Source organism: Deltaproteobacteria bacterium (assembly GCA_029210625.1).
Taxonomy (GTDB): Bacteria; Myxococcota; Myxococcia; order SLRQ01; family SLRQ01; genus JARGFU01.
In genome coordinates this window covers 35,127-60,800 of record JARGFU010000015.1, presented here as the reverse complement: position 1 = coordinate 60,800, position 25,674 = coordinate 35,127, and the positions used below count along the sequence as shown (strand labels likewise).

The 25,674-nt window shown below is 70.5% G+C and carries 22 protein-coding genes; 11 read left to right on the top strand and 11 right to left on the bottom strand.

The genetic code is table 11. The annotated features are described in order from the left end of the window. Nucleotides 1-173: 173 nt before the first annotated feature. From P1V51_15240 to P1V51_15225, 4 genes are all read right to left on the bottom strand, one after another. Complete coding sequence (locus tag P1V51_15240; GenBank protein MDF1564397.1) at nt 174-1,976, bottom strand: carbamoyltransferase; 1,803 nt, start codon at nt 1,974-1,976, stop codon at nt 174-176. Beyond that, entirely contained in the window at nt 1,976-2,371 is a 396-nt protein-coding gene (locus P1V51_15235) for an SxtJ family membrane protein (GenBank protein MDF1564396.1), read from the bottom strand. The genes P1V51_15240 and P1V51_15235 overlap by 1 nt, the downstream gene beginning before the upstream one ends. Further along, entirely contained in the window at nt 2,368-4,071 is a 1,704-nt protein-coding gene (locus P1V51_15230) for an alanine/glycine:cation symporter family protein (protein ID MDF1564395.1), read from the bottom strand. Before P1V51_15230 ends, P1V51_15235 begins: the two co-directional genes overlap by 4 nt. A gap of 70 nt (nt 4,072-4,141) precedes the next feature. Next, nucleotides 4,142-5,068: an NAD(P)H-binding protein gene (locus P1V51_15225; GenBank protein MDF1564394.1), complete on the bottom strand. Its 927-nt coding sequence runs from the start codon at nt 5,066-5,068 to the stop codon at nt 4,142-4,144. Nucleotides 5,069-5,167: 99 nt separating this feature from the next. On the opposite strand from P1V51_15225, the gene P1V51_15220 reads away from it, so the two are divergent. From P1V51_15220 to P1V51_15170, 11 genes are all read left to right on the top strand, one after another. Then, complete coding sequence (locus P1V51_15220) at nt 5,168-6,067, top strand: site-specific DNA-methyltransferase (protein MDF1564393.1); 900 nt, start codon at nt 5,168-5,170, stop codon at nt 6,065-6,067. A gap of 98 nt (nt 6,068-6,165) precedes the next feature. Further along, nucleotides 6,166-7,272: a hypothetical protein gene (locus P1V51_15215; protein ID MDF1564392.1), complete on the top strand. Its 1,107-nt coding sequence runs from the start codon at nt 6,166-6,168 to the stop codon at nt 7,270-7,272. Between the two features lie 187 nt (nt 7,273-7,459). Beyond that, the gene (locus P1V51_15210; GenBank protein ID MDF1564391.1) at nt 7,460-8,683 is read left to right on the top strand and encodes a hypothetical protein; all 1,224 of its coding nucleotides are present in this window, start codon (nt 7,460-7,462) and stop codon (nt 8,681-8,683) included. A gap of 36 nt (nt 8,684-8,719) precedes the next feature. Beyond that, nucleotides 8,720-9,274 carry a 3'-5' exonuclease gene (locus tag P1V51_15205; protein ID MDF1564390.1) on the top strand — a complete coding sequence of 185 codons (555 nt, stop codon included), beginning with the start codon at nt 8,720-8,722 and terminating at the stop codon, nt 9,272-9,274. Nucleotides 9,275-9,436: 162 nt separating this feature from the next. Continuing rightward, nucleotides 9,437-9,934 (top strand): NAD(P)H-dependent oxidoreductase subunit E, encoded by a 498-nt coding sequence (locus P1V51_15200; GenBank protein MDF1564389.1) that lies wholly within the window; start codon nt 9,437-9,439, stop codon nt 9,932-9,934. 2 nt (nt 9,935-9,936) lie between these two features. After that, a complete protein-coding gene (gene nuoF, locus P1V51_15195; GenBank protein ID MDF1564388.1) occupies nt 9,937-11,226 on the top strand; it encodes an NADH-quinone oxidoreductase subunit NuoF in 1,290 nt (429 codons plus the stop codon). A gap of 60 nt (nt 11,227-11,286) precedes the next feature. Next, the gene (locus P1V51_15190; protein ID MDF1564387.1) at nt 11,287-11,775 is read left to right on the top strand and encodes an NADH-quinone oxidoreductase subunit J; all 489 of its coding nucleotides are present in this window, start codon (nt 11,287-11,289) and stop codon (nt 11,773-11,775) included. A 6-nt stretch (nt 11,776-11,781) separates the two neighbouring features. Next, nucleotides 11,782-12,081 (top strand): NADH-quinone oxidoreductase subunit NuoK, encoded by a 300-nt coding sequence (nuoK, locus tag P1V51_15185; GenBank protein ID MDF1564386.1) that lies wholly within the window; start codon nt 11,782-11,784, stop codon nt 12,079-12,081. A gap of 10 nt (nt 12,082-12,091) precedes the next feature. Then, nucleotides 12,092-14,194 carry an NADH-quinone oxidoreductase subunit L gene (gene nuoL / locus P1V51_15180; protein ID MDF1564385.1) on the top strand — a complete coding sequence of 701 codons (2,103 nt, stop codon included), beginning with the start codon at nt 12,092-12,094 and terminating at the stop codon, nt 14,192-14,194. Then, nucleotides 14,191-16,140 carry an NADH-quinone oxidoreductase subunit M gene (locus P1V51_15175; GenBank protein MDF1564384.1) on the top strand — a complete coding sequence of 650 codons (1,950 nt, stop codon included), beginning with the start codon at nt 14,191-14,193 and terminating at the stop codon, nt 16,138-16,140. The genes nuoL and P1V51_15175 overlap by 4 nt, the downstream gene beginning before the upstream one ends. Continuing rightward, nucleotides 16,137-17,711 carry an NADH-quinone oxidoreductase subunit N gene (locus P1V51_15170; GenBank protein ID MDF1564383.1) on the top strand — a complete coding sequence of 525 codons (1,575 nt, stop codon included), beginning with the start codon at nt 16,137-16,139 and terminating at the stop codon, nt 17,709-17,711. The genes P1V51_15175 and P1V51_15170 overlap by 4 nt, the downstream gene beginning before the upstream one ends. Here P1V51_15170 and P1V51_15165 read toward each other — a convergent pair. From P1V51_15165 to P1V51_15135, 7 genes are read right to left on the bottom strand one after another with little or no spacing between them, the layout of a single operon-like run. Then, complete coding sequence (locus P1V51_15165; GenBank protein MDF1564382.1) at nt 17,708-18,805, bottom strand: chemotaxis protein CheB; 1,098 nt, start codon at nt 18,803-18,805, stop codon at nt 17,708-17,710. The genes P1V51_15170 and P1V51_15165 overlap by 4 nt on opposite strands. Further along, nucleotides 18,798-20,969 (bottom strand): response regulator, encoded by a 2,172-nt coding sequence (locus P1V51_15160; protein MDF1564381.1) that lies wholly within the window; start codon nt 20,967-20,969, stop codon nt 18,798-18,800. Before P1V51_15160 ends, P1V51_15165 begins: the two co-directional genes overlap by 8 nt. Continuing rightward, the gene (locus P1V51_15155; GenBank protein ID MDF1564380.1) at nt 20,966-22,636 is read right to left on the bottom strand and encodes a methyl-accepting chemotaxis protein; all 1,671 of its coding nucleotides are present in this window, start codon (nt 22,634-22,636) and stop codon (nt 20,966-20,968) included. Before P1V51_15155 ends, P1V51_15160 begins: the two co-directional genes overlap by 4 nt. 28 nt (nt 22,637-22,664) lie before the next feature. Further along, nucleotides 22,665-23,171: a chemotaxis protein CheW gene (locus tag P1V51_15150; GenBank protein MDF1564379.1), complete on the bottom strand. Its 507-nt coding sequence runs from the start codon at nt 23,169-23,171 to the stop codon at nt 22,665-22,667. Further along, entirely contained in the window at nt 23,168-24,529 is a 1,362-nt protein-coding gene (locus P1V51_15145) for a tetratricopeptide repeat protein (protein ID MDF1564378.1), read from the bottom strand. Before P1V51_15145 ends, P1V51_15150 begins: the two co-directional genes overlap by 4 nt. Then, nucleotides 24,526-24,981, bottom strand: coding sequence for a chemotaxis protein CheW (locus P1V51_15140; GenBank protein MDF1564377.1), 456 nt, complete (start codon nt 24,979-24,981; stop codon nt 24,526-24,528). The genes P1V51_15145 and P1V51_15140 overlap by 4 nt, the downstream gene beginning before the upstream one ends. Next, nucleotides 24,978-25,322 (bottom strand): response regulator, encoded by a 345-nt coding sequence (locus P1V51_15135; protein MDF1564376.1) that lies wholly within the window; start codon nt 25,320-25,322, stop codon nt 24,978-24,980. Before P1V51_15135 ends, P1V51_15140 begins: the two co-directional genes overlap by 4 nt. Nucleotides 25,323-25,674 lie beyond the last annotated feature (352 nt).

Below are 25,674 nucleotides of genomic sequence, written 5' to 3'. Positions count from 1 at the left end.
CCGTCGGGGCCCCACCCCCGCGCCCGGGGGGGGACCCCCCGCCCCGTCAGGGGACCTGCCGGGGCCCCACCCCCTACCTTTCCGGACGAGCTGCGGCCGGGCGGCACCTCCGACGCCCCCGGAGCGACCCCTCCCCACCGGGCCCGAAAGCGCCGCGACGGAAGCAACCGCGCCTAGACGTCGACCTCGTCGAAGGGCGGCTGCTCGCGCTTGAGGAGGAGGTGGCGGCCGAGGACGAGGACGTCCATCTCGGTCTTCATGAAGCAGCGATAGGCGTCCCGCGGCGTGCAGACGATCGGCTCCCCCCGCACGTTGAAGGAGGTGTTCACCAGCACCGGGCAGCCGGTCCGCCGGTGGAAGGCGGAGAGGAGCCGGTGGAAGGTCGGGTTGCGCTGCGCGTCCACGGTCTGCAGGCGGGCCGAGTGATCGAGGTGGGTGATGGCCGGGAGATCCGAGCGCACCTGGTTGACCCGCGCGCTCACGTCCTCGCGATCGACGCCCTCGTCCACCGGCGCCCAGCGCTCCTCGCGCACCGGCGCCACCATCAGCATGTAGGGGGAGGGGCCCTCGAAGTCGAAGACCGTGGCGGCCTCCTCCTCCAGCACCGCCGGGGCGAAGGGGCGGAAGGACTCCCGCTGCTTGATCTTCAGGTTCATGGTCCGCTGGGTGTCCGCCCGCCGGGGGTCGCCCAGGATCGAGCGGTTGCCCAGCGCCCGCGGGCCGAACTCCATCCGGCCCTGGAACCAGCCGACGATCTTCCCCTCGTCGAGGAGGTCCGCGATCCGCCCGGGGAGGGCCTCCTCCTCGAGGAGGGTGTGGGGCAGGTGGCACTCCTCCAGGAAGGAGTCGATGGCCTCGTCGGGGAACTCGGGGCCGAGCAGGCTGCCCTGCATGGCGTCGCCGGCGCGCGCCACGCGCGGGGCGCCGACCTTCTGGTGGTGGACCCAGAGCGCCGCCCCCAGGGCGCCGCCGGCGTCGCCCGCGGCCGGCTGCACCCAGACCTCCTCCACCGGGGTGTTCGCCTTCAGCTTGCCGTTGGCCACGCAGTTGAGCGCGACCCCGCCGGCGAGGCAGAGGCGCCTCTCACCGGTCACCGCCAGGGCGCGGCGGGCCAGGGCGAAGACCACCTCCTCCGTCACCTGCTGCACCGAGGCCGCCAGGTCCATCTCGCGGCGGGTCAGGGGCCCCTCCGGCTCGCGGGGCGGGCCGTCGAAGAGGGCGTCGAAGCGCGCCGAGGTCATCTTCAGGCCGCCGACGTAGTCGAAGTAGGAGAGGTCGAGGCGGTAGGAGCCGTCCTCCTTCAGGTCGATGAGCTTCTCCCGGATGCGGTCGGCGTAGGAGGGCTCCCCGTAGGGGGCCAGGCCCATCAGCTTGTACTCCCCCGAGTTCACCTTGAAGCCGCAGTGGTAGGTGAAGGCCGAGTAGAGCAGGCCGAGGGAGTGGGGGAAGCGCAGCTCCTCGAGCAGCTCGAGCCTCGAGCCCTGCCCGTGGCCGATGGTGGTCGTGGCCCACTCGCCGACGCCGTCGATCGTGAGCACCGCGGCCGACTCGAAGGGGGAGGGGTAGAAGGCGCTGGCGGCGTGGCTCTGGTGGTGCTCGCAGAAGAGCAGCTCGTAGTCGCCCGGGAGCGCGCGCTCGATCGTGCGCGGCATCCAGAGCTTCTCCTTGAGCCAGAGGGGCAGCGCCATCCGGTAGGGCCGGAGGCCGCGGGGGGCGATGGCCAGGGCGCTCTCGAGGATGCGGCCGAACTTCAGCACCGGCTTGTCGTAGAAGACGACGTGGTCGAGCTCGTCGGCGCCGAGGCCGCCCTGCCGCAGGCAGAAGGCGATGGCCTCGGCGGGGAAGTCACTGTCGTGCTTCTTCCGGCTGAAGCGCTCCTCCTGGGCGGCCGCCACGATCTCGCCGTCGCGCAGAAGCACCGCCGCGCTGTCGTGGTAGAGGGCCGAGATCCCGAGGATGTGCACGGGCTTCGCCATCAGTAGAGGCGCTCCAGCTCCTCGGCCGGATCTCCGGGCGGGGCGCGCTTCACCCAGTAGCTCGGCGCGTCGCGCTCGAGGCGCCGCTGCAGGGGGTCCCAGCCGAAGAGGCGCATCAGCAGCCCCAGCGGAGCGAAGACCAGGAAGAAGAGCAGGGTGAGGAGGATGTAGGCGTTGATCCGGCCCAGGACGTGGCCGAGCTTCATCCAGGGGCCGTAGATCGGACCCAGGGCGCGCGGCCAGACGAGGGCGAGCGCGAGGAAGACCCCGCCGGCGATGGCGAGGCCCGCCGGCCAGCCCTCGAGCGGCGGCCAGCCCTTCCAGCAGGCGATCGCCAGGAGGAGACCTCCCAGGATCAGCCCGAAGGAGCGCAGGGCTCGCCGCGTCTCGCTCATGCGAACTTCTTGATCTCCCCGCTCTTGAGGCGCCGGAGGTAGTCCCGCAGGTCGGCTCTCACCTCCTTCGAGAGGAGGAGCAGGCCGAGGATGTTCGGGAAGGCCATGCCCAGGATCATCATGTCGGAGAAGTCGAGGACCGCCCCGAGGCTGGAGGCCGAGCCGATCACCACGCAGAGCAGGAAGAGGATCTTGTAGGCGAGGTCGGCGTAGCGGTTGCCGCCGAAGAGGAAGTTCCAGGCCTTCAGCCCGTAGTAGCTCCAGCTGATCATCGTGGAGAAGGCGAAGAGGAAGGCCGCCAGCGCCAGGAGGTAGGGGAACCAGGTGAAGACCGTGCCGAAGGCGTGGGAGGTCAGCGCCGTGCCCTCGAGGCCCGGCACCTTGTAGGAGTCGGTGAAGATGATCACCAGGGCGGTCATGGTGCAGACCACCACGGTGTCGATGAAGGGCTCGAGGAGGGCCACGATGCCCTCGCTGATCGGCTCGTCGGTCTTGGCGGCCGAGTGGGCGATCGAGGCCGAGCCGATGCCGGCCTCGTTGGAGAAGGCCGCGCGCTTGAAGCCCTGGACGATGACGCCGAGGAAGCCGCCGTACATGGCCTTGGCGGAGAAGGCGCCGGCGAAGATGGCGCCGAAGGCGTCACCGACGTGGGAGAGGTTCATGCCGATGATCACCAGGGCCACCGCCACGTACATGCCGCACATGAAGGGCACGATCACCGAGGTGACCTTGGCGATGGACTGGATGCCGCCGATGATCACCAGGCCCACCAGGATCGCCACGCCCATGCCGAAGGCCACGCCCCAGGAGCTCATGCCCGGGAAGAGGGTGCTCACCTGCTTGAAGGCCTGGTTGGCCTGGAACATGTTGCCGCCGCCGAAGGAGCCGCCGACGCAGAGGACGGCGAAGAGGATCGCCAGGCCCTTGCCGGTGGGCTTCCAGGCGCCGCCCCACTTCGCCAGGCCGCGGGAGAGGTAGTACATCGCCCCGCCGGAGACCGAGCCCTGCTCGTCGATCTCCCGGTACTTCACGCCGAGGGTGCACTCGGTGAACTTGCTCGACATGCCGAGCAGGCCGGCGACGATCATCCAGAAGGTCGCGCCGGGTCCACCGGCGGTGATCGCCACGGCGACGCCGGCGATGTTGCCGAGGCCGACCGTCGCCGAGAGGGCCGTGGCCAGGGCCTTGAAGTGGGAGACCTCACCCTTGTCGGCGGGGTTGTCGTACTTCCCGCGCACCAGGTCGATGGCGTGCTTGAAGCCCCGGAAGTTGATGAAGCCCATGAAGAGCGTGAAGAAGACCGCGCCGAAGACCAGCCAGACCACCACCAGGGGCACCGAGCGGGTGTAGGGCTGACCGCTGACCGGATCGAGGATCGGCTTGCCGGCTTCGTCCTTCATCACCGGATCGATGAGGCCGATCGCGGCGAAGGGATCCCAGAAGAAGACCGAGGCCACGGCCGAGACCAGGGGCTCGAAGACGGCGTCGATGGACTCGGAGAAGTTGCGCTGGGGCAGGGGGGGCTCGCGCCGGATGGGCTGCGTGGCGCTCCCCACCTTCGGCGTCGCCTCCTCGGCGGCGGGCGCGGCGGCCCCGGCGGGGGCCGCGTCCTGCCCGAGGGCGGCGCTGCCCAGGGCCAGCAGGAGCGCCAGAGCTCCGCCCACGGCGAAGCGCAGATGTCGAGTCGAAGCGAGCTTCATTTCCCCGGGTCCTCCCTCGAAAAGGCCGGGAGGAAATGCCACGGATCGCGCGGGATGGCCACCTTCGTCGTCAGGCGCCGAGGGCCCGCACCCGCAGGTCCCCGAAGTGGCGCCGCCGGTCGTTGAGGTAGCGGCGGCCCAAGGAAGGGCCTTTCTGGAGCAACCAGGCCCGCACCGAAGCCTTCCCCGCCGGCGGCTCCTGGGAGAGGAGGAGCTCCTGCTGCAGCCCCAGCAGCTCCTCCTCGGAGAGGATCACGTCCGAGAGGAGGAAGCCCAGCAGGCTCACCGCGAAGAGGGAGAGGCCGTTGGGGGCGGGCAGGAGCAGGCGGCGCAGGGAGCAGGCCTCGCAGAGCAGCTCGAGGTACTCGCGGAAGGTGTAGACCTCGGGGCCGGCGAGGTCGCCGATCCGGTTCTCCCGCTCGTCCACCGCGTCGGCGATGAGGCGGCCGCACTCCGGGAGGAGGATCGGCTGCAGGCGCGCCTCGCCCCCCTTCGGGAGGAAGAAGACGGGCAGGTTCCGCAGCAGCCAGACGATGTTCGAGGTGAGGATGTCCCGCTCGGAGAGGACCAGGGTGGGGCGCAGGATCGTGTGGGGCAGGCCGGTCTCGGCGAGCAGGCGCTCCATCTTCGCCTTGCCCCGGTAGTAGCCGAGGTTGGTGCCGTTCGGGGCGTTCGAGACGCTCACGTGCACGACCCTCCCCACGCCGGCCTCCCGGGTGGCCTGGAAGAGCACGCCGGCGTTCTCCACCGCGCCCTCGAAGGTCTGGCCCTCCATGGGCAGGCGGATCCAGTAGGTGTTCACCAGGGCGTCGGCGCCCTCGAGCTCGCGCACGAGGTGCTCGCGGTCGAAGCGCAGGTCGGCGCGGGTGATCGGCGAGCCCTCCGGCCGCTCGCGGCCGGTGAGGCTGTGCACGCTCTCTCCGCGGGCGAGCAGCTCCTTCGCCACGGCCGCGCCGATGTTGGAGAAGGCGCCGGTGACCACGATCTTCCTGCTCATCGAACCTCCCGGAGAGGGACCTGTTACACCTGGTATCACCTGATACCGGATCGGCCGGAAACTTTCGCCGATCGCTGCAGCGGGTAGCTTCGCTGGCAGATGACGGCACGCAATCAGGACGCACTGCACGACGCCACCTTGAGGGCGGCTCGTCTGGCCCGCCTCGCCCACAAGGACGAGGCCGCTCTGAAGAAGGCGCTATCCAGCTCTCCGCTCGCGCCGGCAACGCATTCGGGAGGTCCCGGATGGCGGCTTCTTCAGGGCGACAGCCTGGAGCTCCTGCGCTCCCTGCCCTCGCGCACCGTCGACCTCTGCTTCGCCGACCCGCCCTACAACCTCTCCAACGGCGGGACCACCTGCCAGGCGGGCAAGCGGGTGAGCGTCGACAAGGGCCGGTGGGACGTAAGCCACGGGGTGCAGAGCGATCACGAGTTCCACACCACCTGGCTGCGCGAGGTGCAGCGGGTGCTCAAGCCCTCCGGTACCCTGATGGTGAGCGGCACCCAGCACGTGATCTTCAACATCGGCTTCGCCATGCAGAGCCTGGGCTACCACCTGCTCAACACCATCACCTGGTACAAGCCCAACGCCGCGCCCAACCTCGCCTGCCGCTTCTTCACCCACTCCAGCGAGCTGATCATCTGGGCCGCTCCGGCGCGGACCAAGCCCCTGCTCCACCACTTCTCCTACCAGGAGATGAAGGAGGAGAACGGCGGCAAGCAGATGCGCGATCTGTGGACCATCCCGACCCCCAAGAAGTCGGAGAAGGCCCACGGCCGGCACCCCACCCAGAAGCCCCTGGCCCTCCTGGATCGGGTCGTCCGCGCCAGCACCGTGGAGGGGGCGCTGGTCCTCGATCCCTTCAACGGCTCCGGCACCACCGGCGTCGCCGCGGTCGCGCTCGGCCGCCGCTACCTGGGCCTGGAGCGGGAGAGCGAGTACCTGGAGCTGACCGCCCGCCGCCTCGACGAGGCCGTGGGCCTGCGCCAGGTGGGCTGACCCCGGCCGCGCTCGAGCAGGTGGTCTTGACCGATCGCCGCTCGACCCGCAATGATCGGGTTGCTCCGGAGATCCCCTCCGGGGGGGAGGATCTTCGAATGCTGCGCCACCTGCTGGTCTCGCTCCTCGTCTTCACGCTGGCCGGTTGCTTCCCGACCGACGACTCCGATTCCGGCGACGGTGGGGGGACGAGCGACGGCGGCACCACCGACGGCGGCACCACCGACGGTGGGGGCACGACCGACGGTGGCGGGACCACCGACGGTGGCGGGACCACCGACGGCGGCACCACGCCCTTCGCCTGGCCCGCCAGCGCGGACGCCTACACCCCGGCCGACCTGCGCTACGTCTCGAGCTTCACCCTCCCGCCGGAGGACGGCAACGGCGGCGAGAGCTGCTGCCGCGACTGGGGCGCCGCCTCGGCGAACGAGGGCATCGACAACGCGTGGGCGGCCCTGGCGCGCAGCATGATCAACCTCGGCGGCATCGACTTCCAGGCCCTGATGGACGAGATGATCCAGAGCGGTGACGTGGTGATCCTCCTGGACACCATCGACCCGGGCCCGCTCCCCGAGGATCGCCTCGTCGCCAAGCTCGACGCGGCCTTCGACGGGGTCGACTGGGCCACCGCCGCCGGGGGGCAGGGGAGCTTCCTCATCGATCGCGCCTCCTTCCTCCCGGGGAGCGGAGAGCCGGCCGAGTGGTTCTCCGGCGTGCTCTCGAGCGGCTTCCTCGACACCACCGGGGAGAGCTTCACCATCGGCCTGCCCCTCTTCGGTGCGACCCTCCCCTTCCACATGCGGGAGGTCGTCCTCCAGGCCGATGACTCGGCCGGTGAGTACCTCCAGGGGGAGCTCTCGGGCCACGTGCTGCTCACCGACTTCTACGGGGCGATCAACGACTTCGTGCAGTCGCCGGCCTGCAGCTGCCTCGGCCTGACGGGGCCGATCTACGTGCAGGATCCCTCGTCCGGGAGCTGGACCTCCGACTGCGCCTCCGACACCAGCGGCTGCGATCCCACGACCGAGACCGCCTGCATCGCCTTCGCGAGCAGCAACATCGCCCAGCAGGGCACCTGCGGCCTCCTGAGCATGATGATCCCGGTGGACATCGACGCCGACGGCGACACCAGCACCTTCGAGGCCTTCTCGGTGGGCCTGCTGTGGGAGGCCGCCCCCACGGTCTCGGCCACCCTCGCCCCCTGACAGCTGCCCCGAGACCTGACCGGTACCAGGCACCGGGCCGGGGTGCGGCGATCGTGGCGCAGTGCGTCGTCCGCTTCGCGCTCCGGGTGGTGGGCGCCTACCCAAGGTGCTGAAAATACTGGAGGCAAAATTGGTCTGACCTGTGCATTCGCCCTCCGGCGACGACACCCACGACACCGGAGGAACCATGAACCGACCGCATCAGACCCAACGACTTCTGCTCCTCGCGCTCGTCGCGCTGCCCCTGCTCCTCGGCGGTTGCCGGGTGAAGGGGGCCCTCGAGGGGGCGCGGGACCGCTACCGCTTCCACACCCGGGTCCAGGACCGCCACGGGACGATCCGCCACGAGGGGGCGATCGCCCGGGGCAGCACCCTGGACCTCGCCGCCGGAGAGCGCACCGAACCCGGGGCCGAGGACTACTGGATCCCGGTGCGCCAGCTCCGGAAGGAGGAGACCTGCCTGCGGGAGTACCTGACGACCGAGCCCGAGGCCCTGGTGCCCCTCCTCGAGACCCCCGAGCAGGCCTCGGTGGCCTACCTCGCCTCGGGCCGGGTGGTGCTGCACACCGAGCGGTCCGGCCGGGTCACGGTGGGCTGGCAGGGTCGGGAGTGCATCCTGGAGCAGACCCACTTCCAGGTGGTCGAGGCTGCCGCGCTGCGCCTGGGAGACGCGGGTCTCCTGGCCCTGGAGGATCACCCCGGGGACCTGCTCGGTGAGCCCTGGATCGACGAGGCCGCGGGCTCCGTGCTGCGGCTGCTCCCGGGCACCCTGGCCCGCCTCGAGGTGACGGTCCACGACGCCGCGGGGGCCGAGCTGGCCTACGCCGACGACTTCCTCACGATCGACGCCGGGGGCCTCGACGTTCGCCTGGTGGATCACGAGCTGCTCGTCGACGCCCGGAGGGCCACCCCCGGGCGGCGCTACCCGCTGCAGATCACCACCCCCGGGGGGCTCCGGCTGGAGCGCGAGCTCGAGATCCTCGAGCCCGGCGAGCTCGGCAGCCTCGCCCTGCGCCACTACTGGGTGCCGCGCCTGGGCGGGGTGGGGCTCAAGGCCGGGGCGACCACCTATGAGGGAGAGCCGATCCTCCAGCCGCCGGTGGAGTGGCGATCGCCCGAGCTCCTCGCTCACCGGGTGGAGGGCCGGCTCGCCTTCGCCGGGCGGCAGGATCTCGTCGCCTTGATCCCGGACGCCGGCGCCCAGCCCACCGAGGTGAGCGCGGCGCGGGTGGGGCTGGGGGGGCTCGAGGCCACGGCCCTCCTGCCGCCGGGGCTCTGGGTGCCGGCCCCCGCCGAGCCCGTCGAGGTCGGCTGCCAGTCGGCGGGCGGCCGGGGTCCGGTGAGCACGGGCCTGGCGCTCCTGCTCCTGGCCGGCCTGGCGCTCGTCAGCTTCCGGCGCACCGGGGAGTGATGCGATGGCCGGGAGGGGGTATAGGCTCTCGCCGACGTGAGTGAGAGCCTGCCCCCGACCTTCGCCGCCATCGACTTCGAGACCGCCCACACCGAGCGGGACAGCGCCTGCGCCCTGGCGGTGATCCGGGTGGAGGGCGGAGCGGTGGTCGCGCGGGAGGTGCGCCTGATCCAGCCGCCCCGCCGGGAGCGCTGGATGTTCACCGACATCCACGGGATCCAGCTCTCTGACGTCGCCAGCGCGCCCCGCTTCGGGGAGCTCTGGCCGACCTTCGCTCCTCTCCTGGAGGGGGTGGCCTTCGTGGCCGCCCACAACGCCGGCTTCGATCGAGGGGTGCTCGGCGCGAGCCTCGAGCGGGTGGGCCTCGAGCCCCCGGAGGCGCCCTTCCTCTGCACGGTCCGCCTGGCCCGGAGGGTCTTCGACATCTTCCCGACCAAGCTGCCCCTGGTCTGCGAGGCCCTGCGGATCCCCCTGCAGCACCACGACCCGGCCTCGGACGCCGAGGCCTGCGCGCAGATCGTGATCCAGGCGGCCGCGGCCGGGGGGCGGCTCGAGCCGACCCACGCCCCGCTGGGAGCCCCTCGCGAGTAGACGCGAAGACGCCGAGCGTCAACCGTCGAAAGCCCACAGTTTCCGGGCACTTGAGGCCGGTTCCGTGCCTTGACAGCCCCCGGACCCCGCAGTACCGTGCGCGCCCTCTGGCCGTATCGAGATCGCTCGAAAAGTCCTCTCTCCACCCGTGGGTATGCACCTATGGCCGACTTCACGCCCGAGCAGCGCCAGCAGTACGACGATGGCGTCGCCAAGCTGCTGCAGCGCTATCCCGAAGATCAGAAGGGCGCCGCGCTCCTTCCGACCCTCCACCTCATCCAGGACGATATCCTGGGTTGGATCCCCACCTGGGTGATGCCGATCGTGGCCGAGTCCCTGGGCATCGCCACGGTGCGGGTGCGGGAGGTCGCGACCTTCTACTCCATGTACCACCTGGAGAAGCCCGGCGAGCACCTCATCGAGGTCTGCACCAACCCGGCCTGCCAGGTCCTCGGCGGCGAGGAGGTCCTCAAGCGGATCTGCGAGCGCTACGACGTGAAGCCGGGCCACACCTCCAAGGATGGCAAGGTCACCGTCGAGGTGGTCGAGTGCCTCGGCTCCTGCGGCACCGCCCCGATGCTCGCGCACAACCGCGAGTACCGTGAAGAACTGACCAGGGCGAAGCTCGAGAAGCTCTTCGCCGAGATCGAGGGGAACTGAAGATGCATTTCGGAGGTGACCCGAAGATCCTGTCCGTGAACTGGGACAAGCCCGACTCGAACAAGCTCTCGAGCTATCCGAAGGGCTCGCGCTACCAGCAGATGAAGCGCGCCCTGACCGAGCTCTCGCGCGAGTTCCTCATCGACGAGGTGAAGAAGTCGAACCTGCGCGGCGCCGGCGGCGCGGGCTTCCCCACGGGGCTGAAGTGGTCCTTCGTGCCCCAGAACACCGGCAAGCCCGTCTACCTGACGGTGAACGCCGACGAGTCCGAGCCGAGCACCTTCAAGGACCGCTACATCATGGAGCGGGACCCGCACATGCTCATCGAGGGCATCGGGTGCACCCTGAAGGCCATCGGCGGCCACGTCGCCTACATCTTCATCCGCGGCGAGTACGTGGGCACCCACCGCAAGCTGGTGGCCGCCATCGACGAGGCCTACGAGGCCGGCATCCTGGGCAAGGACGCCATGGGCACCGGCTACGCCGTCGACGTCTACGTCCACCGGGGCGCGGGCGCCTACATCTGCGGCGAGGAGACGGGGCTCATCGAGGCCCTCGAGGGCAAGAAGGGCATGCCCCGCCTCAAGCCCCCCTTCCCCGCGGTGGAGGGGCTCTTCGGCTGCCCCACCTGCGTGAACAACGTGCAGACGATCGCCAGCGTGCCGGCCATCCTCGAGATGGGCGGCGAGGCCTTCGCCAAGCTCGGCCACGAGCGCTGCGGCGGGACGCACCTCTTCAACGTCTCCGGCCACGCCAAGAACCCGGGCATCTACGAGCTGCCCATGGGGACGACCTACAACGAGGTCATCGCGGCGGCGGGCGGCATGCGCTCGGACAAGCCCCTCAAGGGCCTGATCCCCGGCGGCTCCTCCACCGGCGTCCTCCTCCCGGAGGAGCTCGACGGCCACGCCGACTTCGACTCGGTCAAGGCCATCAAGGCCATGTTCGGCACCGGCGGCATGACCCTCCTCGAGGAGGGGACCTGCATGGTGCGCACCGCCCTGCGGCTGATGGAGTTCTACCATCACGAGTCCTGCGGGCAGTGCACCCCCTGCCGGGAGGGCTGCGGCTGGCTCACCAAGATCGTCCACCGGGTCGAGTCCGGCGGGGCGACCTCCCGCGACCTGGACCTGATCCTCGAGGTCGCCAGCAACATCATGGGCAACACCATCTGTCCGCTGGGTGACGCGGCCGCGATGATGATCGCGCCCTACGTCGAGAAATTCCGCGACGAGTGGGTGGCGCACATCGAGAACGGCGGCTGTCCCTTCCCGGAGTACGCCCTGGCCTAGCGTCGAGCACGCCAGCTCCCGGCGTCCTCGTCTCATCTCTCCGAACTGGAGGCTTCTGAAATGGAAGCAGCACTCTTCTGGATCTTCGCGGGCCTTCTGGTCGTCAGCGCCTTCGGGGTCGTGTGGTCACGCAACCCCGTGAACTCGGCGATGAGCCTCATCGGCGGCTTCTTCATCCTGGCCTCGCTCTACGTGCTCCTGCGGGCGCACCTCCTGGCGGGCCTCCAGGTGCTGGTCTACGCCGGCGCGATCATGGTGCTCTTCACCTTCGTGATCATGCTGCTCTCCCTCTCCGAGGACGAGATCGGCGGACCCCGCTACACCTGGTTCAAGTTCCTGGGCGTGGCCGGCGCGGGCACCCTCGCGGTGATCGTGGCCTGGGCCGTGCGCCAGGGTGAGGCGCTGGCCGAGGCCGGCACCCAGGTGGGCACCTTCCGCGAAGTGGCCCTGCTCCTCTACACCGACCACCTCATCGCCTTCGAGATGACGGGCGTGCTGCTCCTCGTCGCCATCGTCGGCGCCGTGGTCGTGGCGAAGCGGAGGATCTGACCGATGATCGGACTGACCCATTACCTCGTCCTCGCGGCGATCCTCTTCGCCTTCGGCGCCATCGGCGTCGTCATCCGCCGCAACGTCCTGATCGTGCTGATGAGCATCGAGTTGATGCTCAACGCCGTGAACCTGACCCTGGTCGCCGGCAGCCGCTTCGGCGGAGGCCTCGACGGCCAGGTGATGGCCATCTTCGTCATGGCCGTGGCCGCCTCCGAGGCTGCCGTGGGCCTGGCCCTGGTGCTGGCCGTCTTCCGTACCCGTCAGACGGTGCGGGTCGACGAGCTGAACCTCCTCAAGGGTTGAGGAAGACTCGATGAGCTCCATGATCAATCCCTCCCGTGTCGAGAGCCTGCTCTACCTCATCCCGCTGATCCCCATGCTGGCAGCGGCGGTGAACGGCCTCTTCGGCCGCCGCCTGGGCCGCGAGAACGCCCAGTGGCTGGCCGTCGGTGCCGTGGGCGCCTCCTTCGTCATCAGCCTCGGCGTCTTCCTCTCCATGCTGGGCGGCACCGAGCGGCTCTACCACGTCGCCTACGACTGGATCGTGGTCGGTGAGTTCCGGATCCCCATCGCCTTCGCGGCCGATCACCTCACCTCGGTGATGCTGCTGGTGATCACGGGCATCGGCTTCTTCATCCACCTCTACAGCGTGGGCTACATGGCTCACGACGACGGGGTCACCCGCTACTTCAGCTACCTGAACCTCTTCGTCGGCATGATGCTGGTGCTGGTGCTCGGCGACTCCCTGCCGGTCCTCTTCGTGGGCTGGGAGGGCGTGGGGCTCTGCTCCTACCTGCTGATCGGCTTCTGGTACTCCGACACCGAGAAGGCCATCGCCGGCAAGAAGGCCTTCATCGTCAACCGGGTGGGCGACCTCGGCTTCATCATCGGGATGTTCGTCCTCTTCTCGGTCTTCGGGACCCTCTCCTTCTCGAGCCTGAACGCCGCCGCCGGGAGCGTGAACGTCGACAGCGTGATCCCCGCCGCCTCCATCTTCGGCGGCTGGACCTACGGCCAGGCCATCACCTTCGCGGTGCTCGCCCTCTTCGTGGGCTGCACCGGCAAGTCGGCCCAGATCCCCCTCTTCGTCTGGCTCCCCGACGCCATGGCGGGCCCGACCCCGGTCTCGGCCCTCATCCACGCGGCCACCATGGTCACCTCCGGCGTCTACCTGCTGGTGCGCCTCTCCCCGATGGTCGTCCTCTCCCCGAGCGCGATGTGGGTCATCGCCATCATCGGCGCGGCCACCGCCCTGGTGGGCGCCTTCATGGGCCTCTTCCAGCGCGGCATCAAGAAGGTGCTCGCCTACTCGACCGTCTCCCAGCTGGGCTACATGTTCCTGGGCGTCGGCGTCGGCGCCTTCTACGCCGGCACCTACCACCTCTTCACCCACGCCTTCTTCAAGGCCTGCCTCTTCCTCGGGGCCGGCGCGGTGATGCACGCCATGGGCAACGAGGAGGACATCCACCTCTTCGGCGGCCTGCACAAGAAGATCCCGCACACCCACTGGACCTTCCTCATCGCCACCGTGGCGATCAGCGGCATCATCCCGATCTCGGGCTTCTTCTCGAAGGACGCGATCCTCTACGAGACCCTCCTGCGCGACAGCGGCGCGGGCCCGGCCCTGGCCTGGACCCTCTGGGGCATGGGCGCCCTGGCGGCCTTCTTCACCAGCACCTACATGTGGCGGCTCTACTTCCTGACCTTCCGGGGCACGCCGCGCAACGAGCACCTGCACGACCACGCCCACGAGTCGCCCTGGACCATGACCAGCGCGCTGTGGGTGCTGGCCATCGGGGCCATCGTGGTGGCCGCCTTCGGCCTCCCGCACTTCGTGCAGAACAACTCCGAGCTCTTCGCTCACATCTCCTTCCATCACTGGCTCGCCGGCGTGACCGCCAGCGACGTCGTCCCGACCCCGCACCACCCCAACGAGTTCCTCTTCCTGGGCATCGCCCTGGCCATCGCCTGGGCCGGCTTCGCCCTGGCCTGGACGGTCTGGGGCAAGGCCGAGGTGAAGGGCGACGCCACGGCCAAGCGCACCCTCGGCGTGATCTACACCGCCTCCTACGAGCGCCTCTGGTGGGACCAGTCCTACCTCAAGCTCATCGTCTTCCCGCTGGTGGCCTTCGCGAAGGGCCTGTGGTGGGTGGTCGACGTCATCCTCATCGACCGGCTGCTGGTCGAGGGCAGCGCCAAGGTGGCGCGGCTCTTCGGCTCGCTGCTGCGCCCCATCCAGAACGGTGACGCCCAGCGCTACGCCGCGGTGGTCGCCATCGGCGCCGCCCTGCTCCTGGCCGCCTTCGTCGGCTGGAAGCACTGGGGCAACGAAGCCGCCGGAGTGGCCCGAAGTGAAGTGAGCGCCCCGGCCGGGCCCGTGGCCATGCTCCAGACCGGTACGGAGGTGATCCAGTGAACCCCCTCGCCTCCTGGCTCCTCCCCCTGATCGTCTTCACGCCGCTCGTCGGCGCCGCCCTCCTCCTCTTCCTGCCGAAGGGCGAGGCCGGGCAGCACAAGATCGTCGCCCTCTGCACCTCCGCCATCGTCTTCGCGATCTCGCTGGGCCTGCTCGCCTTCTTCGAGCCGGGCGTGGCGGGCTTCCAGGAGTCGATGACGGTGAACGCCGAGTGGATCCCCTCCCTGGGCATCCGCTTCCACATGGCCATCGACGGGATCAGCCTCTTCCTGATCCTGCTGACCACCTGGCTGATGCCCATCGTGGTCCTCTCGACCTTCACCGCGGTCGAGGGACGCACCAAGGAGTTCTACCTCGCCATGCTCGTCCTCGAGACGGCGATGCTCGGTGCGTTCGTGGCGGTGGACATGATCCTCTTCTACGTCTTCTGGGAGGTCATGCTCATCCCGATGTACATCCTCATCGGGGTCTTCGGTGGCCCGCGCCGCATCTACTCGGCCATCAAGTTCTTCATCTACACGATGGTCGGCTCGCTGCTGATGCTGCTGGCCATCCTCTTCCTCTACTTCGACACCAGCAGCTTCGACTTCCAGACTCTGCTGGACGCGAACCTCTCGCTCTACGAGCAGCGCTGGCTCTTCTGGGCCTTCGTGCTGGCCTTCGCGGTGAAGGTGCCTCTCTTCCCCTTCCACACCTGGCTCCCCGACGCCCACGTCGAGGCGCCGACCGCCGGCTCGGTGATCCTGGCCGGCGTGCTCCTGAAGATGGGCTCCTACGGCCTGATGCGCTTCGCCTTCCCCCTCTTCCCCGAGGCGGCGGCGATCTACGCGCCGGTCATCGCCTTCATCTCCGTGGTGGGCATCGTCTACGGCGCCTTCATGGCGATGGCGCAGAGCGACGTGAAGAAGCTCATCGCCTACAGCTCCGTGTCCCACATGGGCTTCGTCATCCTCGGCCTCACGGTGCTGACCACCTCGGCCGGGACCGGCGCGGTCTACCAGATGCTCAACCACGGCGTCTCCTCCGGCGCGCTCTTCCTCCTGGTCGGCATCATCTACGAGCGCCGGCACACCCGGGAGATGGCGGACTTCGGTGGCATCGCCAAGGTGATGCCCGCCTACGCCGCCTTCTTCATGCTGGTCGCCCTCTCGTCGGCCGGCCTGCCGGGCACCAACGGCTTTGTGGGTGAGTTCCTCATCCTGCTGGGCTCCTTCACCTCGGCGCCCGCCTGGGGCCGCTGGGCCGCGGGCATCGGCGGCACCGGCGTGATCTTCGGCGCGGTCTACCTCCTCTGGATGTACCGCCGGGTCTTCTTCGGGCCGCTGACCAACTCGAAGAACGAGAAGCTGAAGGACCTCACCCTGCGCGAGTGGGTCACCCTCGTGCCCATCGCCGGGATGATCCTCTTCATGGGCCTCTACCCGAAGCCCTTCCTCGACCGGATCACCCCCTCGGTCGAGGCCTACGTGGGCCGCGTGCTCTCGGTGGCCACCGAGGGCAAGACCGGCGGCGTCGCGACCGCCAACGCCGAGGTCGGCAAGGCCCTGGGTGCCGGGGAGGGCGAGGTCGTCCTCCTGGGGCCCGGGGGCCGTGCGCTGGGCGCCGGCAACGAGCTGAACCGCGTCCTCGCCTCGGCGCGCGCCTGGCAGGGCGGCGGCGCCGCTCCGGTGCAGGCCGTGCCGCCGCCGGCCGCCGGCCGGATGGTGCCCGCGGGCACCGTCGTCGCGCCGGCCGCCGGGACCCGGGTGGGCTCCCCGCGCATCGTGCCGCGACAGAACCTCGATGGCCGGGGCGTCCCCGAGCGCCCCCGCCCCGCCGAGCCGCAGGACGCCGCCCGGCGGCTGCGCCTCCAGAAGCAACAGCTCGACATACTCCGCAAGCGGGCCCAGGAGATGGGACTCAAGGCTCCCACCGCCCAGCCCGTGCAGAAGGAGGAGACGCGATGACCGGCTCCGTGCTTCTCGCCACCTCGGTCGGCCTCGCCGACGTCGGTGCCGTCCTGGCCCCCATCGTGCTCGTCGCCGGTGGGGTGCTCCTCCTCCTCCTCGAGACCGCCACGCACTCCGAGTCGCGGGCGCACCTGCCCTGGGTCACCGCGCTGGTGGCCGTCGTGGCGGCGGCGAGCGCCTTCTGGGGCGCCGGCGACACCACCACGGCCTTCGGCGGATCCCTCGCGGTCGACGCCTTCTCGCGCTTCTTCACCGTGGTGATCTGCGGCAGCCTGGCCCTCTCGGCCCTCGGCGCGCAGATCTACCTGCAGGATCGCAAGCTGGCCCGCGGTGAGTTCTATGGCCTCGCCACCCTCTCGGCCTCCGGGATGGTGATGCTGACCATGGCCGCCGACCTGCTGGTGCTCTTCGTCAGCCTGGAGGTGATGTCCATCGCCATCTACGCGCTGGTCGCCTTCCGCCGCGATCAGCAGCGAAGCGTCGAGGCCGCCTTCAAGTACCTGGTGCTGGGCGCCTTCTCCTCGGCCCTCTTCCTCTACGGCGTGGCCCTCCTCTACGTGGACACCGGTCACCTCGACCTGGCCGGCATCGCCGCCGGCGCCCGCGGAGAGGTCTCGGGCCTCTTCCTCACCGGCGCCGGACTCGCCGCGGTGGGCTTCGCCTTCAAGATCGCGGCGGTGCCCTTCCACATGTGGACGCCGGACGTCTACGAGGGCGCCCCGACCCCCACCACCGCCTTCATGGCGGCGGGCGTGAAGGCGGCGGCCTTCGCGGCCTTCCTGCGCCTGCTCCTGGTGGCCCTGCCCGCGCCCTCGATCTCCGTGGGCGACGGCGGCTGGGGACAGATCCTCTACGTGCTGGCCCTGCTCACCGTGGTCCTGGGCAACGCCCTGGCCCTGGTGCAGGACAACGTGAAGCGGATGCTGGCCTACTCCTCCATCGCCCACGCCGGCTACGCCCTCCTGGCCGTGGTCGCCGCGGCCTGGGGTGGCCCGGCCCTCACCTCCAGCGTGCTCTTCTACCTGCTGGTCTACGCGGCGACCTCCATCGGGGCCTTCGCGGTGGTCGGCGCGGTGGAGAAGAAGCGCAGCGAGGGGCAGCAGGCCACCGGCCACATCGACGAGGTCGCCGGGCTGGCGAGCAAGCACCCGGCCCTGGCCTTCGCGATGACCGTCTTCATGCTCTCCCTGGCGGGCGTGCCGCCCACCGGCGGCTTCATCGCCAAGCTCGACATCTTCCGGGCTCTCTTCCAGACCGCGGCGCACAGCGAGACCATGCAGCGGCCGCTCTACATCCTGGCGGTGATCAGCATCCTCGCGAGCGTGCTGGGCGCGTACTACTACCTGCGGGTGGTGGTCTACATGTACATGAAGCCCGCGGTGGAGCAGGCGGAGGAGGGCGCCGCCCCCCGCCGCTTCGGCGCCGCCTTCGGCACCGGTCTGGTGATCGCCACCCTGGCGGTGCTCCTCCTCGGCCTCTGGCCGGCCAAGGTCAGCTCCTTCGCCCAGGACTCGGTCCGCAGCACCTTCAAGACCGGCCCGCATCCGGTCGCGGTGGTCCAGCGCTAGACCTCGAGGTCGCGCAGGTAGTCCGCGATCCGCCCTGGTTCGGCCACCAGGGCGGTGGGCTCCTCCTCCAGGGCGGCCCGGGGCATGCTGGAGAGCAGCGCCGAGTCGGGATCCTGCACGATCGTGATCCCGCCGGCGCGCTTGAGCGCGGCCAGCCCCCGGGCGCCGTCCCGGCCCATGCCGGTGAGGAGGATGCCCAGGGTGCCCCCGGGTTGGGTCGCGGCGACCGAGGAGAAGAAGTGATCGATCGAGGGGCGGTTGTGCCCCGGCACCTCCTCGCTGGTGGGCTGCAGCCGCCCCGAGGAGGTGAGGACCAGGTGCCGGTCGTCCGGCGCCAGGATCACCAGCCCCGGCTCGGGGAAGAGGCTCCGCTCGGCCACCACCACCCGGTGGCCGGTGCTGGTGGAGAGCCAGTCGGCCAGGGGCCCCGCGAAGCCCTCGGAGATGTGCTGAACGAGGACGATCGGCAGGGGATAGGGAGCGGGTAGGCGGGAGAGCAGCCGCTCCAGCTCGGGCGGCCCTCCGGTGGAGGCGCCGATGACGATCAGGCGGGCGTTGGGATGGGGGCCGACCCGCAGGCCGAGGGTCGGCGCCTCCGAGCGCTCGCCCAGGCCGCGCGGCTCACGCGGGACGGGCGCGGCGGGCGGGGCGCGGCGGTGACGCCGCTCCCGCTCCTCGCGCCGGTGGCGGGTGACCACCGGGACCTCCGAGAGCAGCTGCAGGCGCCGGATCAGCTGCCGGCGCTGCCGCTCGTACTCGGCGTGGCCCGCCCCCGGCAGCTTGGGGAAGACGTCCAGGGCTCCGGCGCCCACGATCCGGAAGGAGAGCTCGGCGTCACTGGTGTCGGCGCTGGTCACCACCAGGATCGGCGTGGGGCAGCGCTCCATGATGCTCCGGGTGACCTCCACCCCGTCGTCCTTCCCCAGGAAGAGGTCCATCGTGACGATGTCCGGCCGGAGACGCTCGACGGACTCGAGGGCCTCCCCGCCGGTGGCGACCGCGCCGACCACCTGCAGCTCCGATCCCTCCAGGGCACGCTTCAGGGCGAGGCGGGCCGTGGGGGAGTCGTCGACGATCAGGACCGACCTAGGCATGGGCACCGAGCAGCCGCTGCACGGCCTCCAGGAGCTTCTCGTGATCGAAGCGCCCCTTGACCACGTACTCGTCCGCGCCGGCGGCGGCGCCCGCCGCGAGGTCCTCCGGGCGATCCAGGCTGGTCACGAGGATCACCGGGAGGCGCTCGAACTCGGGGTGGGCCCGGATCTGCCGGGTGAGCTCGAAGCCGTTCATCTCGGGCATCTCGACGTCCGAGACGACGAGGTCCACGGGGAGCTCCTGGAGCCGCTGCCAGCCCTCGCTGCCGTTGACGGCGATCTCCACCTCGTAGCCGGCCGCCTCCAGGATGTTCCGCTCGAGGGTGCGGCTGGTCAGGGAGTCGTCCACCACCAGCAGCCGGTGGCGCGGCCGCACCCGCCGCTCCTGGGCGGCCCTCAGGGCCTGCCCCTTGTCGAGGGAGGCGCGCTCGAGCAGGCCCTCGACGTCGACCACCGCGGCGAGGGTGCCGCTGCCCAGCACCACCATCCCGGCCACGCCCCTGATCCGGACCAGGTTCCAGGGCAAGGGGCGGGTGACCAGCTCCTCCTCTCCGGCGACCTCGTCGACCACCAGGCCCAGGGATCGGTTGCCCGTCTGGACCTCGACGATCACCAGCTGGCCGGAGTCCTCGCCGGGGGGGTGCTGCATGAGGGCGGAGAGCCAGCGCAGGCGCAGGGGGGAGGCGCCCTTCTCCTCCAGGGCGTCACCCCCGGAGGTCGAGCGGACCAGATCGGAGGAGATGCGCAGGGTGCGCCGCACGTTGGCGTGCGGGAGGACGTAGGTGGTGCCCGCCGCGTTCACCAGCAGGCCCCGGATCGAGACCACGCTGGCCGGGATGGTCAGCCGGAAGCTGGCCCCCCCCAGCATGGAGGAGGTCGAGAGGGTGACGTTGCCGCCGAGCTCGCCGACCCGGCTGCGGACCACGTCCAGCCCGACGCCGCGGCCGCTCACCCGGGTCACGTCCCGGGCGGTGCTGAAGCCGGGGAGGAAGAGCAGCTCGATCAGCTCGTCTTCGGTCGCGGCTTGCGCGTCGGCGGCCTCGAGGAGCCCGGTCTCCACCCCCCGCTCGCGGACCCGCTCGAGATCGATGCCCATCCCGTCGTCGCAGAGGTCGAGCTCAACCTGGTTGCCGACGGTCCGGGCCCGCAGGTGGACCCGGCCGGCCGCGTCGCCGCGGCCCTCCTGGGCGGCGCGGGCGAGGCCGTGACCCACGGCGTTGTGGAGGAGGTGCATGAGGGGATCCCAGAGGCCATCGAGGATCTGGCGATCGATCTCGATCTGGCCCACGTCGGCGGTGAAGCGCACCGGCAGGTCGAGGGCCGCGGCCGCCCGGTCCACCACCTGGCGCCAGCGCGGGACGAAGTCGGCCAGGGGCCGCATCCGCATCGCGCTCACCGACTCCTTGAAGCCCAGGGTGACCCGCTCCCACTGCTGCAGCTCCTGGACGTTGCGTCGAAGCAGCGCCTCGAGCCGGTGGTGGACCTCGCGGAAGAGGCCCCGCTCGCCCGGCGGGAGGGTCGCGATGGTGTCGCCGAGGTGGGCCTCGAGCTCGTCGAGCTCGCGGTGCTGGGCCCGGCGCCGGTTCTGCAGGGCGAGGAGCTCGCCGGAGTAGTCCATCAGGCGATCGAGGCGCTCGGGCCTCACCCGGATGGTCGTGCTGCGCGCGTCGAGGGCGGCCTCGTCCTCCAGCTCGGTCCGGGCCTCGGCCTCCGCCGGTGCGGTCTTCCGGGTCTTGCGCTTCGCGCGCTTCTTCCGGCCGGGGGTGGCCGGGCGCTCCCCCGGGGGGGAGGAGAGCTCGGCGATCTCCTGGACCAGCGCCAGGATCCGATCCCGGGCCTCCGGGTCGTCCAGGGCCGCCTCGATGAGGGGGACGGCGCGGTGGAGGAGCGCCACCATCGCGGCCGGCGGGGCCTGCTCCGCGGCGAGCGACTCGCCCAGCCCGTCCTCGAGGGCGTGCGTGAGCAGCTCGATCATGTCCAGGCTGACGGCCCGGGCGGCGCCCTTGATGTTGTGGACGACCCGCCGCACCACCCGGACCTGCGCGAGCGCGTCCTCCACCGAGCCCGCCTTCTCCAGCGCGTCGAGCGCGGAGAGGAGGGTCTCGATGGCGTCGCTCACCTCTTCGCGGAAGACCGCGAGGAGCTCTGGGTCGGGCGTCGTCATCCGATGCGGTAGCGCTCGACCATCTCCTTCGCGCTGGAGGCGAAGGCGGTCAGGTCGGTGGCGGCCGACTCCAGGGACTCGATGCCGGCGAGGTTCTCGCGGCCCGCCTGGGTGAGCTCCCGCAGGGCGCTCGAGATCTGCTCGATCCCCGAGGCCTGCTGGTTGGTCGTGCCGTGGATCTGCCGGGCGCGATCGGCGTTCTCCTCGACCACGGAGACGAAGAACTCGACCACCTTGCGCACCGTGTCGATGGCGGCCCGGCCGTCGGTGGCCCGCTTGGTGCCCTCCTCGGTGGCCATCACCACGCTGTCGGTCGCCCGCTGGATCTCGGCCAGGATGCCGCGGATCTGCTGGGTGGCCTTCTTGCTCTGCTCGGCGAGGTTGCGCACCTCGGTGGCCACGACCGAGAAGCCCCGCCCGTGCTCCCCGGCCTTGGCGGCCTCGATGCCGGCGTTCACGGCCAGGAGGTTCGACTGCTCGGCCAGGTCGTTGACCGTCTCGCCGATCTCGCCGATCTGGGCGTTGCGCTCCCGCAGCTCGAGGATCTTCTCCGCGATCGACTCGACCCGCGCCCCGATGGTGTCCACGGTGCCCACGGCGTTGCCGATGGCCTCGATGCCGCCCTGGGCGCTGTCCGCGGCCTCCACCGCGGCGTCCACCACCCGGCGGGCGTTCTCGGCGGCGGCCTTGCCGGTCTGGGAGAGTTCTTCGACCGTGGTGCTGACCTGGGCGAAGGAGGAGGCCTGCTCGGCCGCCGTCGCCGAGTACTCCTTGGCGATCGAGCTGATCTGGGCGGAGCTCGAGGAGACCTGCACCACGCTGTCCCGCAGGCTGTGGATCACGCTGCGGAGGCTGGTGGCCATCGAGACGAAGGAGTTCTGCAGGACGCCCACCTCGTCGCTACGGGAAGTGGCCTCGATATGCAGGGCGTCGAGGTTGCCCTCGGCCATGCGCTGGGCCTCCTCCGCGATCGTGACGATGGGGCGGGCGATCTGGCGGACCACCAACAGGACCACCACGCCGACCACGATCGCGAGGAGGAGCGCGATGCGGATGGTGGAGATGGCCTCGGCGATGGTGTCGTCGATGGTGCCGAAGGTTTGATCGATCTCGCCCATGCTGTGGTCGAGCGCGGCGACGTGCTCCGCGACCAGGGGATGGAAGCGCTGCGAGAAGGTCACGGCCACCGCGTCGAAGTCACTCATCAGGGCGTTGCCGGCGCTGGAGCCGCCGTCGATGTAGGCGCGGGCCATCTTCTTGCCCTGGTCGTAGTAGCTCTCGAAGGCGATCTTGGTGTCCTCGATCCGCCGGACCCCCTCATCGTCCCCGGCCTCCTGGTAGTGGGCGCGGAAGGCCTCGAGGGCCTCGCGGAGGGCGACCGCGTGTCGCTCGGCCTGGTCGAAGCCGTCGTCCAGGCCGTCCTGTCCCCGGGTGGCGGAGATGTCGGTCAGCCACTGCTGCACCTGGATGGCCGAGAGCTCGGCGTTCTTGGCCCGGAGGGCCATCCGTACGGTCACGTCGCGGGTGCGGGTGGCGTGGGCGCGGCTCGTGGTCAGCGCCTCACGGATCGCGCCCGCACCCATGAGCTGAACGATGATGGCGCCCAGGAAGAGCGCCTGCATCAGGAGGATGAGGGCTCCGATTCGACGGGTGATGGTCCAACGCAAGGCAGCTACCTCCGGTCTCGAGGACGGTTCATTCGAGGACGAGGTCCTCTCTCTTCAGAAGGATTCGGGGATCGAGGATGGAGACGAGGTCCTGGCTCATCCGGGTGACCGCCGGGCGGCCGCCGGCCTCGGCCTCGGCCACGTCGATGAGCTCGTCTTCGTAGAGGGGCCGCAGCCCGAGGACCTCCTCGACGGCCAGGGCGAGGGCGCCCCGGCTCCCCTCGAGGATGACGAGATGAGAAGGAGTGTCGCGCCCCTCGACCTGCAGCCAGACCCCGAGATCGATCACCGAGAGGATCTCGGAGCGCAGCTGGATGACCCCCGAGATCCACGGGGGAAGGTCGGGGAGGTGGGTGAGGGGCTGCGCGGGCAGGACCTCGCGCAGAGCGCGGGCGTCGATGGCGAAGACCTCTCTCCCCACCCGGAAGGAGCAGACGAGGGCCGAGATGACCCGGCCGTCGTCCTCGCTCGTCCGGCGGGCGATCCGCTCGGCCCGGCGGCGAAGGACCGCGAGGTGCTTGGCGTCGAAGCTCATCGGAAGCGCGCCTCCAGCGCGGTGATGGCCGAGCGCAGATCGCCGGCGGTGGTCAGGCCGTCCTCGAGCGCGTCCTCCGGATCCCGGGTGGCGATGCGCTGCTGGAGGTCACGGAGCTGGCCCAGGGCCCGGCCCGGCGCGCCGCCGCTGGAGAGGGCCAGGGCGTACCAGTAGCGGGCGAGGTGGTGGTCCGGATCGATGAAGAGCGCCTGCCGCAGGTCGGCGATGGCGGCGTCGTGGGCGCCCCGGGAGACGTGCATCCGGCCGCGGATGGAGAGGGCCTCGGCCGCGGTGGGATCGGCCTCGATCAGGCGGGTGAGCAGGGCCAGGGCGGCGTCGATCTCGCCGGCGTCGCCCATGCGCTCGATCTCGGCCAGGGGATCGAGGCCGACCTCCACCTTCGCCGGGGCGGGCGCGGGCGTGGCCGGAGCGCTCGGGGCCGGCGCCGCAGGGAGGGGGCGCCGGTGGATCTCGCTCTCCCAGGGCCTCCGGCTCCGGGAGGGGGTCCGGCTTGAGGTCACCGTGCTCACCGTCGAGCCGCGAGGTGCCTCCGCGCGGGCATCCACCTCCTGGCGCCGGGCGTGGATCGTCCCGGCGTCCTCCAGGGAGGTGAAGAGGGTGGCCGGGGGGCGGGGATCCGAGGGGGCGATCATCAGCAGGCCCCCGGGCGCGAGCGCCCGGTGCAGGGCCCGGAAGATCCGCTCCAACGCGCTCGGATCCAGGTAGATCCCCACGTTGCGGAAGAAGATCACCTCCAGCGAGCCGGCGGCCTGCTCGGCGGCGAAGGCCTCGATGCTGGCGTGGCGGAGGGAGACGGCCTTGCGGATCTCGGGCTCCAGGGAGAGCTTTCCCCGGGCCCCCTCCCGGAAGTAGTGGGCCAGGACCCAGGCCGGCGTGCCCCGGAAGGACCAGGCGCCGTACTCGGCCCTCCGGGCCCGCTCGACCGAGTGGTTCGAGAGGTCGTTGGCCAGGATGCGCACCCGGCCGAGCACCCCGCGGCCGAAGCGGGCGGCCAGGGCGATGGCCATGGAGTAGGGCTCCTCGCCGGAGGCGCAGCCCGCGGACCAGAGGGTGATCGGGGAGTCGTCCCCGGCCCGCTCGGCGAGCCGGTTCACCAGCCGGTCGAAGTGACGGGCGTGGCGATAGAAGTGGGTCTCGCCCACCGTGAGGTAGGCCATCAGCCGGTCGAGGAGCGCGGGCTCGTCACTCAGTCTGCGCAGCACCTCCCCGGCGCTGGTGGACTCCTCGCCGGCGAGGGCCTCGAGGCCCCGGGGGATGGCCTGGGGCCAGTCCCGGCGCGGACGCAGGCCATGGACCGCGAGGATCCGGGCCTCGAGCGCCGCGAAGGCGTTGCTCATGCCTCCGGCTCCTCGGGCAGGTCGGAGCGCTGCACCAGGCGGTCCACGTCGAGGACGAGCAGGGAGCCCTCGGCGGCCGGGTAGGCGCCCAGGAGGTAGGCGGCGGCCTCCACCGATCCCGGGTCGGCGATCAGCCGCTCGGGCACGATCGTCTGCACCTGGTGGACGTCCTGCACCAGCAGGCCGACCCGGCGGGTCCCGCTCTCGCAGACGATCACCTGATCGGAGAGCTCCAGCGCTCGCTCGCGCTGGTGGATGCGGCTCCAGACGTCGAGCACCGGCACCAGCTCACCCCGGACGTCCATCACGCCGACCACCCACGCGGGGCTCTCGGGGAGCTCGACCGTCGTCGCGATCGGGACGACCTCCTGCACCGCCGCCAGGGGAAAGGCCGCGAGCTCCTCGCCGAGCTGAAAGACCAGCGCCTCGAAGGTCGCGGAGGGTGGGCTCACTCGACCCACTTCCTCAGGGCCTCCACGAGCTCACCCGGGCGGCCGGTCTTCTGGATGCTGCCGTCGGCGCCGCAGAGCCGGGCCAGGCGCCGCAGCTCGGTGAGGCCGAGGGACGAATAGAGGAGGATGATCACCTGCTTGCGGGTCTCGAGGCCCATCAGCTTGGCGACCTGATCCCCGTTCATCGCCGGCATGTTCACGTCCAGGAGGAGCAGATCGGGCCGCTCCTTCCAGACGATGTAGGGCACGGCGATGGGGTTGTCGGTCTCGATGACCCGGTAGTTGTCGCCCTCGAGCTCCCGGCGGGCCGCGGCGCGGACCGTCAGGCTGTCGTCGATCAACAGGATCTTCGCGCGCGGCTCGGTTTCCGCGGCTCCATCCGCTTCACCTCGGGCCCCCCGGAGGATGGACTCACTGGACGTAATTCGACTCCCTATGGCGGCGAACCAGTGCTCCCGAACCAGTCCGGCCTGAGTATGGGAGCCGCAGATGGATCAATTGGTTCCAGGATCGATTCATTTTTATAGATAGGGATCCCTGCGCATCGGCTCGAAGATCTGTGGTTGCCCTCGGATCTCGAAGCACCCGGGGGTTCCGCTGACCGGAAGGTCATCCAATAAAAACGGAGCCTTATGGGTTTCCGGAGGCCGTGGAGCGGCTGGCATGTTCCCTGCTGCCTCTGGAGGCCCCTCC

Bases quoted from the DNA above. Each gene is read 5' to 3' on its own strand.
- P1V51_15210 (MDF1564391.1), top strand. From the start codon at position 7,460: ATGAACCGACCGCATCAGACCCAACGACTTCTGCTCCTCGCGCTCGTC.
- nuoL (MDF1564385.1), top strand. From the start codon at position 12,092: ATGAGCTCCATGATCAATCCCTCCCGTGTCGAGAGCCTGCTCTACCTC.
- P1V51_15170 (MDF1564383.1), top strand. From the start codon at position 16,137: ATGACCGGCTCCGTGCTTCTCGCCACCTCGGTCGGCCTCGCCGACGTC.
- nuoF (MDF1564388.1), top strand. From the start codon at position 9,937: ATGCATTTCGGAGGTGACCCGAAGATCCTGTCCGTGAACTGGGACAAG.
- P1V51_15165 (MDF1564382.1), bottom strand. From the start codon at position 18,805: ATGCCTAGGTCGGTCCTGATCGTCGACGACTCCCCCACGGCCCGCCTC.
- P1V51_15190 (MDF1564387.1), top strand. From the start codon at position 11,287: ATGGAAGCAGCACTCTTCTGGATCTTCGCGGGCCTTCTGGTCGTCAGC.
- P1V51_15145 (MDF1564378.1), bottom strand. From the start codon at position 24,529: ATGAGCAACGCCTTCGCGGCGCTCGAGGCCCGGATCCTCGCGGTCCAT.
- P1V51_15215 (MDF1564392.1), top strand. From the start codon at position 6,166: ATGCTGCGCCACCTGCTGGTCTCGCTCCTCGTCTTCACGCTGGCCGGT.
- P1V51_15160 (MDF1564381.1), bottom strand. From the start codon at position 20,969: ATGACGACGCCCGACCCAGAGCTCCTCGCGGTCTTCCGCGAAGAGGTG.
- P1V51_15230 (MDF1564395.1), bottom strand. From the start codon at position 4,071: ATGAAGCTCGCTTCGACTCGACATCTGCGCTTCGCCGTGGGCGGAGCT.
- P1V51_15150 (MDF1564379.1), bottom strand. From the start codon at position 23,171: ATGAGCTTCGACGCCAAGCACCTCGCGGTCCTTCGCCGCCGGGCCGAG.
- P1V51_15225 (MDF1564394.1), bottom strand. From the start codon at position 5,068: ATGAGCAGGAAGATCGTGGTCACCGGCGCCTTCTCCAACATCGGCGCG.
- P1V51_15240 (MDF1564397.1), bottom strand. From the start codon at position 1,976: ATGGCGAAGCCCGTGCACATCCTCGGGATCTCGGCCCTCTACCACGAC.
- P1V51_15220 (MDF1564393.1), top strand. From the start codon at position 5,168: ATGACGGCACGCAATCAGGACGCACTGCACGACGCCACCTTGAGGGCG.
- P1V51_15235 (MDF1564396.1), bottom strand. From the start codon at position 2,371: ATGAGCGAGACGCGGCGAGCCCTGCGCTCCTTCGGGCTGATCCTGGGA.
- P1V51_15200 (MDF1564389.1), top strand. From the start codon at position 9,437: ATGGCCGACTTCACGCCCGAGCAGCGCCAGCAGTACGACGATGGCGTC.